Origin of the sequence: Geomonas terrae (assembly GCF_004791675.1) — a bacterium.
GTDB classification, from domain to species: domain Bacteria; phylum Desulfobacterota; class Desulfuromonadia; order Geobacterales; family Geobacteraceae; genus Geomonas; species Geomonas edaphica.
The window spans coordinates 264,358-275,517 of record NZ_SRSC01000003.1 but is presented as its reverse complement, the minus strand read 5'-3'; the positions used below and the strand labels follow the sequence as shown (position 1 = coordinate 275,517).

Below are 11,160 nucleotides of genomic sequence, written 5' to 3'. Positions count from 1 at the left end.
GGCTCACGGAGCGCGTGGCGCTGTGAGCGTCTCCCGCCGCGCAGTGAGATCGGGGGAAAAAGCTCTCCCAGTCCGGCGCCGCGTAACTCTGATATAATGTCAGCAGCAGGTATCAGAGCCGTCACGAGGTAGCTCATGTCGCAAGAAGTCCAGCACGAAGAAGACGCCCCCCGTATCCGCGAGATGATCATCGACGACCTCGCCGAGGTGTTCCACATCGGCGAAGAGGTCTTCACCGCCGAGTACTCCCAGAGCCTCTACCGCACCTGGGACGAGTACGAAATCACCACCCTATTCAACTCCGACAACGAGCTCTGCATCGTCGCCGAGCACGAGGAACGCATCGTCGGCTTCGCCCTCGGGACCACGGTGAAAAAGCACAACTCCCCCTGGAAGTACGGCTACCTGGTGTGGCTTGGCGTGCGCCGCGAACTCCAGAAGCTGCGCGTCGGGGAGCGCCTTTTCAAGGAACTGAAGAGGCGCTTCAAGGATCAGGGGGTGCGCATGATCATCATCGACACCTCGGCCGACAACGAAGCCGCCATCCGCTTCTTCAAAAAGCACGGCTTCGACAACGTGCAGGAGCACGTCTACATGACCCTCAACCTCTCCAAACGTCACAAGAAAAGACCGGTGAAGAAGCAATGAGCGGGCGCCTAGCGGAGGTGATGGCCGCCATCGACCCGGTCCGCCTCAAAGGGACCCTCACCGACATGCTCGACGTCTACTCCCCTTCCGGAAAGGAGGAGGACGTGCAGCTCTACCTGGAGGACCTCCTTTCCCGCGCCGGCTTCACCGTGGAGCGCCAGGAGGTCGAGGAGGAGCGCTACAACCTGCGCGTGACCATGGGGGAGGACGAGCCGGAGCTCTACCTGGTGGGGCATGTGGACACGGTCCCGGCCTGGGACCTGGAGGAATTCGGCGCACGCGAAGAAGGGGACATCGTGCGTGGTCTGGGGAGCGCCGACATGAAGGGTGGGTGTGCGGCGATGCTGGAGACCTGGTTCGCCATGGCACAGGCGCTGAAACCCGCCCGCCGCCCGAACGTGGGACTTTTGCTGGTGGTCGGAGAGGAGGAAAACGGCGACGGCAGCGCCGCCTTCCTGAAGCGTTGCCGCCCCGCCTGGGCGGTGATCGGGGAGCCGACGAGCCTCTCCGCCTGCTTCGCCCACTTCGGCTACCTCGAGGCGGGGTTCGTCACCCGGGGGGTCAGGAGCCACTCATCGCTTCCCGAGCTTGGACACAACGCGGTGGAGAGCATGCTGCGGGTACTCCTGCACCTAGGCAAGGACCCGCTTTTCAAGCGCGGGGCCTCCGAGATCGTCTACTCGGTCCGCGAGATGCACTCCTCCCAGAAGGGGTTCGTGGTGCCGGACCGCTGCGAGACCTGGATCGACCTGCACCTGCCGCCGGAGCGCGATCCCGCCTCGGTGGAGCAGGGGATCCGGCGCGCCGTGGCCGGGGCGGGCCAGTTCATCTCCGGACTCGACCTCTCCGTCAGCTTCGACTTCGCCTCGGCCGGGTACAACCTCGGCACCGATAACGCCCCCGCACGCATCCTCGAAGAGGTCTACCGTGCCCTCGGCCTCACCTTGCGCTTCGACGCCTTCCGCTCCCATTCCGACGGGAACCTTTTCCACGCCGCCGGGTGCAGTCCCCTCATACTGGGACCCGGGGCGCTGGAACTCGCGCACACCCCGGAGGAGCAGGTCCCCTTCGCCGAGGTACTGGCGGCAGCGCGCATCTACGCGGCACTTTGCCTCGGCATGGACCGATACGCCGCGCTTAGGGTCGAGGATAGGGGAACCATCGTCGGCTTCGACAGGCAGGCCTGCTGGGCCGGGTGCAGAAGGGATCAGTAGGAGTTGCTCATCCCCTTGTGGCAGCGCCTGCAGTCGTTCATGGGGAAGGCGACCAGCATGTGGCAGACGCCGCAGAAGTTGCCGTAGATGTTGGTTTCCATGGTGAAGGCGGTGGTGGATTTCAGCTTGATGTTGAAGACGTCGGGATGGCAGGAGGAGCAGTCGAGCTCGGCGTAGTGGTCCTGGTGTGAGAAGCTCACGTCGCTGCGCGGCGAGGCGGTGCCTAGTTTGAGGGGTTTTTTCAGTTTCTCCGGAAAGGGGAGCGTCACCTGGCCGGCAAGCGAGTTGACCGGGCGGATGTTCCCCTCGTTGTAGGCGGTGGCCCAGTCGATACCGTTTCCGAAACTTGCCAGCGGCATCCCTTCTGCGAACTCCGCGAAGCGCTTGTTGAGCTCCTTGGTGTTCGCCATGTGGCACCTGTTGCACTGCTGGTTCGGCCCCGCCTGGACGGTGAAGGCGGTGGTACCGTCATGACAGGCGCCGCAGAACTTGCCACTCGTGTACAGGGCCCTCGTGATCCCGCTGTCGCCGCGCCGCATGCCGAAGTTGAGCTCCATGTGGCAGACCCGGCAGGTGTAGCGCGCCCGGTGCACCCAGTGGGGAAAGACCACCGGCGCCATCCCGGCCGCCTTCGCCCTGCTGCGCATGGTGACGTTGCCGTACCGTTCGAAGGGGCCGTTCGGGGGAATGGCCTTCAGGACCTTGGCGAGGTCGGCGCGGTCCATGGCCTGGGCACCCACGCGGAGTGCGAGCGCCAGGGCAAGCGCCACCGCCGCCGTAAGCATCACCCTCGTCACTATCCGCATCCCCCCCGGTTTCATCTTCCCCCCAGTCCAATGCACGCTACTTGGCGTCGTTTTGCTTGTACTCCAGCATGTAGGCGTAAAGGTTGCGGCAAAGTGCCAGCCGCTTCAGGTACACCTTTCTTAACGAATCCTCCTGCACCTCGATCACCTTTTGCAGCGCCTCACACTTCGCCAGTAGGTCCCGCAGCTCCTGGACCGACATGGTCATCGCCTGGTCCGTTTTCGAGCAGGTTGCCTCGAAGTCGGCGCGCCAGGATTCCTCCGCCGCTGCCGGCTGCGCCAGGGCAAGGGCGAGAATGAGGGCCGCGGTCGCTTTCTTCCAATTAGCGGTCATGGCTCACCCCGCAACCGGCTTCGCATGGCAGCGTTTGCAGTCGCTCTGCGGGAAGGCGACCTTGTCGTGGCATACGCCGCAGTACTTGCCGTCGAACAGGTCGATCATGGAGTACTTGGTCGCCCCTTTCCTGATACCGACGAAGATGTCGGGGTGGCAGACCTCGCAGCCGTTCCAGACCGTGTGCTTCGCGTGGGAGAAGATGATGTCGGGCATCCCCTCGACTTTTCCCTTGAGGGTGAAATCCTTCTGCACCTTCATGGTCCCCTTCTTCAGGGAGACCCCTTCCAGGGTGTCCACCAATTTGATCTGCCCCGACTCTTCGGCCTTTTCCCAGTTGATGCCGTTACCGAAGGTCTCGCGCGGCATCCTGTCCTGGAAGCGGTAGAACGCCTCCTCCCGGGCCGGGTCCTTCTCCAGGGCATGGCACTTCACGCAGCGCTTGTACTCCTCGCGGTTATAGGTGGTGGCGCAGGAGGCGAAGATCTTGGTCTTGTTGAAGGTGGAGGAGCCGTTGTGGCAGGCACCGCAGAAAAACCCTTTGCCGTTGTCGGCGGCGTGGATCTGGGTGGAATTGGCGGTCATGCCGAAACCGATGTCGACATGGCAGAGGCGGCAGGTGTAGTTCTTGCGGTGCACCCAGTGGTCGAACACCACCGGCGGCATCCCGGCCTGCTGCGAATAGTTGTTGATGGTGACGCTCCCGAAGTCCTGAGGCAGCGGCTTTTTCTTCTTCATCCCCGCGCCCCAAAGAACACCGGCGCAGCATAAAAGGATCAGGCAGGCAAGAAACAGTCTTCGCATGGCACTCCCCCCAGGTCATCCCAGACAGCAGGAAGACATCATTATCATCAGCAAATGTGATCAATCTATTCCAAACATTCAAATATGACAAGACTTATTTTAATGCCTTTTTGATGAAAGACGACACAGGATCAGGCAGACGTCTATGCCTGCCCTTCCACCTGCTCTGTCCTTGGGCCGCCCCCCCTCTTTCTCTCTCTCATGTCAGCCGTAGCCTTGGCGAAGGTTGATGGCAGCCGTAGCCTTGAAGGTTGATGGGGCTTGCTCTTACGGTCCGGTTTACGGTAAGCTCTCGTATCATCAAAACCTCAAGGCGGTAGAACGTGTATCGAGCAGTACCTTCCGTTGTGGCAGTGATCCTCGTACTGATCCTTTCCTTTCCCATACCTTCCCTGGCCGGCACGGTGAAGACCGGAGCCGAGGTACTGAGCGAGCAGAATTTTCTCCCTCTGCAGGGGAAGCGTTTCGCCCTGGTCACCAACCAATCGGCGGTGGTAGGCGGCACCCACATCATCGAGTTGATGCGGCAAAAAGGGGTGCATCCGGCACTCATCTTCACCCCCGAGCACGGTCTCAAGGGGAACGCCGAGGACGGCGTGAAGCTCGCCGACGACGACAGCGCGACCATCCCGGTGAAAAGCCTGTACGGCGTAACTAAGAAGCCGCGTCCGGAGGACCTGAAGGGGATCGACCTCATCGTCTTCGACATCCAGGACGCCGGGGTGCGCTTTTACACCTACATTTCCACCATGGGGCTCGCCATGGAGGCGGCGGCGCAGGCGGGCATCCCCTTCATGGTGCTCGACCGCCCGAACCCGCTGGGGGGGGACTACGTGGCGGGCTTCGTGCGCGACAAGATCCCGGGGAGCTTCACCTCGCTCTATCCCATTCCGCTCGCGCACGGCATGACGGTGGGCGAACTTGCGGGGATGATCAAGGGGGAAGCGATGCTCCCGGGGCTTGCCCGGCTCGAGCTCTCCGTGGTGCGCATGCATGGGTGGGAGCGCGGCATGCGCTGGCCCGACACCACCCTCACCTGGGTGGCAACGAGCCCGAACCTAGCCGCGCTCGAGTCGGTGCTGCTCTACCCGGGGACGGGACTGCTGGAGGGGACCGGCGCCTCGGAAGGGCGCGGCAGCAGCACGCCCTTTAGGCTCGCTGGGTGGCCCGGCATCGACGCGAACGCGCTCGCACAGCGTCTGAACGAACAGCAGCTCCCGGGGGTGCGCTTCTCCCCGGTGCTGTTCACGCCGGTCCGGCTCCCCGGTATCTCCAGCGCGCCCAAGTACCGGGACCGCGAGGTGGCCGGCGTGAGCCTAAGCATCACCGATTGCCGGAAGCTCCTCCCGGTCGAGACGGGTGTCGCCGTCCTGAAGGCGCTCCAGGAGGCGCTCCCGGAGAAGGCCCGCACCGCGTTCTTCCGGGGTGGCTTTGACGACATGGCGGGATCGGCCGAGCTGCGCAAGGCGCTCGTGGCGGGGCTGTCGGCGCAACAGATCGAACTACTGTGGACCCCCGGGGTGGAGGCCTTCCTGGAGAGGCGCCGCCCTTACCTGCTTTACTGAGATGTAAAAAAAAATGGGGGTACCCGCTAGGGTACCCCCGGTGCAACGTGGGTATCGGCCGCACTGCGCACATTCCTTCAGGGAAGTCTGCCGGGCCGCCTTCTGGCGCCTTCTCCCCGGCGCAATGCCGGGCCTGGCGCACTTCTGTGCCCCGGCATCCATATGCGTCAACACCTGTCGCTTATCGCCGTCCCCTTCCGCTACTTGAGCACTATTTTCGCGATACCGTCCCTGCCACTCTCAGTAAAACCTCCCCTACAGACTCAAGCATCAGTTTTTGCGCACTTTTAACGGCAAAAAACCCTAAATTGCCGTTGCGCCCTGCCGATATGATTGGTTGAGACCGCGACAACGACGTCCAATAACATAAGGGAAAACTCATGGAACGGAAAAATAGACTGTCATTTCGAATCAAACTGCTTCTACTGGTGCTGGTTAGTTGCGGAGTCCTAGGGGCCCCCACCGGTCTCACCGTGATGAAGCAGTTTTATGACTCCAACAACCGTTTCAACGCGACCTACCACGACGTCCTCTATTCCTCTTCCGACGCGCTCCTGAGGTCCGAGGTGCAGACCGCGGTCAGCCTGCTGCAGGCCATCAGCGACCGCGCCTCCAAAGGCGAGATCACCCTCGATGATGCGAAGAAGCAGGGGGCCGATCTTTTGCGCGGCCTCAAGTTCGGCAAGGACGGCTACTTCTGGGCCGACACCTCCGACGGCACCAACGTCGTCCTCCTGGGCAAGCCCGCAGAAGGGAAGAACAGGATGAACGCGCAGGACGCGAAGGGAAAGTACCTGATCCGCGAGATCATCAAGAACGGCATGCAGCCCGAGGGTGGCTTCACCGATTACCATTTCCCCCGTCCGGGGAGCGACACCCCAATCGCCAAACGGGGCTACTCGCTCTACTTCAAGCCTTTCGACTGGGTGATCGGCACCGGCACCTACGTCGACGACCTGGACGCCAGGGTCGCCAAGGAGGCCCAGACCAACAAGGAACTGATCCTCAAGGACGTCTACCTCGTGATCGTTCTCACCGTGGTGCTCCTGGCGGGGATCTGCATCGTCGCGATACTCGTGGTACGCCAGCTCCTAAGCCACATCGGAACCGAGCCCGAGGAGCTCGCCTCGATCGCCGAACAGGTGGCCGCTGGCGACCTCACCGTCCGCCTCGAGCCGGGGAAAAGCGGCATCTACGAGGCGATGCGCCGCATGGTGGAGGGGCTTAGGGACGTGATGACCAAGGTGAACCGCAGCGCGCTGGACGTCTCGGCCGCGGCCGGGGAGCTCAACGAAAACGCCCGCCGCACCGCCGACGGCGCGAGCGAGGTGGTGCACCAGGCCGAGACCGTTGCCGTGGCGAGCGAAGAGATGTCCTGCACCAGCAACGAGATCGCCAAGAACTGCCAGCTTGCCGCCGGGAGCTCCGGGCGCGCCAGCAGCTCGGCGCAAAGCGGCGCCGCCATCGTGAAGGAGACGGTCCAGGGGATGAACCGGATCGCGGAGCATGTGCGCCAGTCCGCGGGGGTCGTGGAACAGCTCGGGACCCGCAGCGACCAGATCGGCGAGATCGTCGCCACCATCGAGGACATCGCCGACCAGACGAACCTGCTCGCCCTGAACGCGGCCATCGAGGCGGCGCGCGCCGGTGAACAGGGGCGCGGTTTCGCGGTGGTCGCCGACGAGGTGCGGGCGCTTGCGGAGCGGACCACCAAGGCGACCCGCGAGATCGGCAACATGATCAAGTCGATCCAGCAGGAAACAAGGCAGGCGGTACAGGCCATGGAAGAGGGAGTGCAGGAGGTGGAACGCGGCACCGGCGAGGCGGCCCGTTCCGGCGAGGCGCTCGAGGAGATCCTCTCCCAGATCGAGGAGGTCGCGGGACAGATCAGCCAGATCGTCACCGCGGCGGAAGAGCAGACCGCAACGACGCACGAGATCACCGACAACATCCACCGGATCTCGGAAACCGTCCAGGAGAGCGCCCGCGGTGCCGAGGAGATTTCCGCCGCCTCGAACCAGCTCTCGCGGCTCTCGGTGGAGATGCAGGAGATGGTGCAGCGCTTCAGGATCTAGCGCCATCCAACCTGATGCTTTGGTATCTTGGGCGATTCGTGTATCCTATTGCCTATGCCCAGCCAGAAACCGAACCGCCAAGACGGCGTCATCATCGAGGAGGATGTCCTCCTCGCCCCCTTCACCACCTTCCAAATCGGCGGGCCGGCGCGCTATTTCGCCCGTGCCCGCACCGTTCAACAGGTGCGCCAGGCCTTGCGTTTCGCCCAGGACCAGGCGCTTCCCTTTTGTTTCCTCGGCGGCGGCAGCAACCTTCTCGTGAGCGATGACGGCTTCGAGGGCCTCGTGGTGCGGCTTGTCATGGATGCGGTTTCCGTCGACGGTGCAACCGTTTCGGTCGAGGCCGGGTACGACCTGAACCGCCTCGTGCTCGACTCGGCACAGTGGGGGCTCTCGGGACTCGAACCGCTGGCAGGGATACCAGGCACGGTGGGCGGGGCGGTACGCGGCAACGCCGGTGCCTACGGCGGCGCCATCGGCGACGTGGTGCATTCGGTCTCGGTGCTCGACACGGCGACCCTGGACGTGATCACCATGCCGCGCGAAGAGTGCTCCTTCGCTTACCGGGACAGCCTCTTCAAAGGCGACCCGTGGCTTGCCGTGATGGGGACGGTGCTCACCCTCTCCCCGGCTCCCCCTGCTGAGATCAAGGGGCGCATCGAGCAGACCGTCGCCAAGCGCGAGGCAAAACAGCTCTCCTGCGACCGGAGCGCCGGCTCCTTCTTCATGAACCCCGTAGTGCAGGACGCCGGACTGATCCGGAGCTTCGAGGCGGACCAGGGAGTGCGGTGCCGGGAATGCCGCATTCCCGCCGGGTGGCTCATCGAGCGGGCCGGGGTGCGCAATCTGCGGGTCGGGGGGGCGGCGGTGAGCCACAGGCACGCCAACTACCTTGTCAACACGGGAGGCGCGACCGCGGTCGACATGATGGAGCTGGCCTGGCAGGTCAAGGCGGGGGTACGGGTAAAGCTAGGGGTCCTGCTCCAAGAGGAGGTCAGCACCCTCGGGCTCACGCGGTAGCGGCGCAGGCCACCCGCTTGAACTCGGCGAAGGAGGCTTCGAGTTCGGAGAGCAGCACGGGAAGGGTCGACTGTTCTTCGGGCTTTTGGGCCGCATGCTCCATCTGCAGCGCCACGGCGCGCATCACCTCGGCTCCGATGCTCGCGGCAGCCCCCTTGATCGAGTGGGCCTGTAGCCGCACCTCCGGGTAGTCCCCACCGTCCACCGCCTCACTAAGCAAAAGGATCAGTTTCTCGCTGGTAGCGCAGTACTTCTCCACGAAGATCTCCACGAATTCAGCCCCACCCATGCGCTGCACCAAACCGTTGCGATCAAAAACGGGCGGGGCTTCCTCCACGCCGGAAGACGCCGAAGCCGCATCTGCCAGGCCGGCACCGGAGCTGCACGACGACGCCTCGGCGGCGGTCGCCCCGGATGCCTCGACGGCAGTCGAAAGCGCCCCTTCGCCGGAGCCCGCCCCACGCTCGGGAATCCAGCGCCGCAAGACATCGCGCAACTGACCGCAGTCATAAGGCTTGCTGAGGTAATCGTCCATCCCGGCGGCAAGGCAGAGCTCGCGGTCTCCGGCCACCGCGTTCGCGGTTAGGGCCACGATGGGGAGGTGCCCCCCGGTCTCCTTCTCCTGGGCGCGTATCGCCCTTGTCGCGGCGAAACCGTCCATCTGCGGCATTTGACAATCCATGAACAGCAGGTGATACCTACCCTGCGCCGCCGCGGTAACGGCAAGCGCCCCGTTCTCCACGATCACCACCCGGCACCCCAGAAGCCCCAGCATGTGGCGCACGACGTCCTGGTTCACCGGGTTGTCCTCGGCGACGAGGATCAGGGCGTCGAAGCGCTCCGACGGCTCACCTGCCGGCAGGCAGAGCTGGTGCGCGAGGCTTTCAGGGACGCCGTCGATGGCCTTCATGCTGACGCTGAACCAGAAGGTGGAGCCGACCCCGTACTCGCTGGAAAGCCCGAGCTCCCCTCCCATCAGCTCGGCGAGCTGCCTGGAGATGGCAAGCCCCAGGCCGGTGCCGCCGAAGGTGCGGGTGGTCGAGTAATCGGCCTGGGAGAAGCTTTCGAAGATGTGCGCCTGCGCCTCTGGGCGGATACCGATACCGGTGTCGGCCACCTCGAAACGCACCCCCCCCTCCCCTTGTCCGGCTACCGGTGCGGCAGACAAACGCACCTCGCCGCGGCTGGTGAACTTGACCGCGTTCCCCGCAAGGTTCACGAGGATCTGGCGCAGACGCACCGCGTCCCCCTCGACGTAACGCGGCAGTTCCGGGTCGATCGTGAGCGAGATCCCCACCCCCTTGCGCTGCGCGCCGGCGGCGAAGATCTCCAGCACCCCACCCAGGAGGTCGTGCAGGTCGAACGGGGCGGGCTCGAGCTCCATGCGCCCGGCCTCGATTTTCGAGAAATCGAGGATGTCGTTGATGATGGAGAGAAGCGATTCGCCGGAATTGCGCACCGCGTCAGCGAAGCGGCGCTGCTCGCCGGAGAGCCCGCTTTCCAGAAGGACGCTCACCATGCCGAGCACCCCGTTCATCGGGGTACGGATCTCGTGGCTCATGTTGGCGAGGAACTGCGACTTGGCGAGGCTCGCCGCCTCGGCCGTCTCCTTGGAGACGCGCAGCTCGGCCACCGTCTGGTTCAGCTCCCGGTTCGCGGCGCTCAGCTCAGCGGTTCTACGCTGCACCTCTGCCTCAAGCTCCTGTCGATGCGCCTCGAGCTTCTCGTCTCGCTGCTGGATCTGCACCAGCATCCCGTTGAACCCCTCGATGAGGGTGCCGAGTTCGTCGTTTCCCTGCTTTTTGGCGCGCACCGAATAGTTCTTGTCGACCGACACGGCCCTGATGACCTGCGCCAGGTGGGTTATGGGAGCCGAGATGAAACGCTGCAGACGTGAGGCGAGGAAATAGGCGAGCAGGAGCGCGCTCAGCATGACCGCCGCAACGAGGAAGAAGTAACGTGCCAGGCGGTCGGTGAACTCGCTGGCGTCGGACTGCAACACCACGGTGCCGATCTTCTGCTGGTCCAGGACGATGGGGTAGACGCCGTAGATGGCGTCGCTTATGGCAAGGGGGGAACGTGAGTGCTCGAGGGTTTCGCGCAGCCGCTTTTCGTCGATGTGCAACCGGCCGCCGAACCCGGTCATGAACCGGGGCTTGGTGCCTCCCGGCGCCTGGTAGCTGGCAAGCACCGTGTTGTCCTGCAGCATGATGAAAGCGAGGCGGATGTAAGGCTTGGCGCGGAGCGCGGCGACGGTCTCTCCGGCGGCGGCCCGATCGCTGAAGGCGACCGCGGCGGAGCTGTTGTTGCCGATGATCTCGGCGAGGGCGGAAAGCTCGGTTTGCATCTCCCTGCGGAAGCGGTTGGCCTCGTTCACCACGAAGGCAACCGAGACGAGCGCGAGTACGACCGCGTTGGTGAGCAGCAGCATGCCGATGAGTTTGCGTCTGATGGAGAGGTCGCGGAACCGGTTGATCATGAACTCTTTTCTCGTGCGGAAGCGCCGTGAGCGTTAGAAACCATAGCAGCCTTGTCGGCAAAGCCCGCGATTTCTTTAGCTCAAAATCCCGCCGGTACCCGTGCGCCCATCTTCATCTGCCGAACTGGCACGCCTTTCCTCCAAAAACACAAACGCCGGCCCCCATCACCGCGTCGCCGGTCGCCTTAACGGGACAGGCACCTGCGGAGCCAGTC

At 64.0% G+C, this 11,160-nt stretch carries 9 protein-coding genes; 5 read left to right on the top strand and 4 right to left on the bottom strand.

Annotated elements, in window-relative coordinates; genetic code table 11:
* Window positions 1–135: 135 nt before the first annotated feature.
* On the top strand, window positions 136–648 hold the full coding sequence (locus E4633_RS12990) for a GNAT family N-acetyltransferase (protein ID WP_135870691.1): 513 nt from the start codon (window positions 136–138) through the stop codon (window positions 646–648).
* Window positions 645–1,862, top strand: a complete 1,218-nt coding sequence (locus E4633_RS12985; RefSeq protein WP_135870690.1) for a M20 family metallopeptidase — start codon at window positions 645–647, stop codon at window positions 1,860–1,862. The genes E4633_RS12990 and E4633_RS12985 overlap by 4 nt, the downstream gene beginning before the upstream one ends.
* On the opposite strand, the gene E4633_RS12980 is transcribed toward E4633_RS12985, so the two are convergent.
* The 3 genes from E4633_RS12980 to E4633_RS12970 are packed head-to-tail and all read right to left on the bottom strand — an operon-like array spanning window position 1,856 to window position 3,806.
* Window positions 1,856–2,659: a c(7)-type cytochrome triheme domain-containing protein gene (locus tag E4633_RS12980; RefSeq protein ID WP_407925457.1), complete on the bottom strand. Its 804-nt coding sequence runs from the start codon at window positions 2,657–2,659 to the stop codon at window positions 1,856–1,858. The two genes, E4633_RS12985 and E4633_RS12980, sit on opposite strands and share 7 nt — an antisense overlap.
* A 46-nt stretch (window positions 2,660–2,705) precedes the next feature.
* On the bottom strand, window positions 2,706–3,002 hold the full coding sequence (locus E4633_RS12975; protein ID WP_135870688.1) for a hypothetical protein: 297 nt from the start codon (window positions 3,000–3,002) through the stop codon (window positions 2,706–2,708).
* Between the two features lie 3 nt (window positions 3,003–3,005).
* Window positions 3,006–3,806, bottom strand: a complete 801-nt coding sequence (locus E4633_RS12970) for a c(7)-type cytochrome triheme domain-containing protein (protein WP_135870687.1) — start codon at window positions 3,804–3,806, stop codon at window positions 3,006–3,008.
* Window positions 3,807–4,129: 323 nt separating this feature from the next.
* Here E4633_RS12970 and E4633_RS12965 point away from each other — a divergent pair, with 323 nt between their 5' ends.
* The 3 genes from E4633_RS12965 to murB all read left to right on the top strand — a co-directional run bounded on the left by E4633_RS12965 (window position 4,130) and on the right by murB (window position 8,466).
* Window positions 4,130–5,371, top strand: a complete 1,242-nt coding sequence (locus E4633_RS12965; RefSeq protein ID WP_198419438.1) for an exo-beta-N-acetylmuramidase NamZ family protein — start codon at window positions 4,130–4,132, stop codon at window positions 5,369–5,371.
* 476 nt (window positions 5,372–5,847) lie between these two features.
* On the top strand, window positions 5,848–7,446 hold the full coding sequence (locus E4633_RS12960) for a methyl-accepting chemotaxis protein (RefSeq protein ID WP_198419437.1): 1,599 nt from the start codon (window positions 5,848–5,850) through the stop codon (window positions 7,444–7,446).
* A 54-nt stretch (window positions 7,447–7,500) separates the two neighbouring features.
* The gene (gene murB, locus E4633_RS12955; RefSeq protein ID WP_135870685.1) at window positions 7,501–8,466 is read left to right on the top strand and encodes a UDP-N-acetylmuramate dehydrogenase; all 966 of its coding nucleotides are present in this window, start codon (window positions 7,501–7,503) and stop codon (window positions 8,464–8,466) included.
* On the opposite strand, the gene E4633_RS12950 is transcribed toward murB, so the two are convergent.
* Window positions 8,456–10,945 carry an ATP-binding protein gene (locus E4633_RS12950; protein ID WP_135870684.1) on the bottom strand — a complete coding sequence of 830 codons (2,490 nt, stop codon included), beginning with the start codon at window positions 10,943–10,945 and terminating at the stop codon, window positions 8,456–8,458. The two genes, murB and E4633_RS12950, sit on opposite strands and share 11 nt — an antisense overlap.
* Window positions 10,946–11,160: the final 215 nt, after the last annotated feature.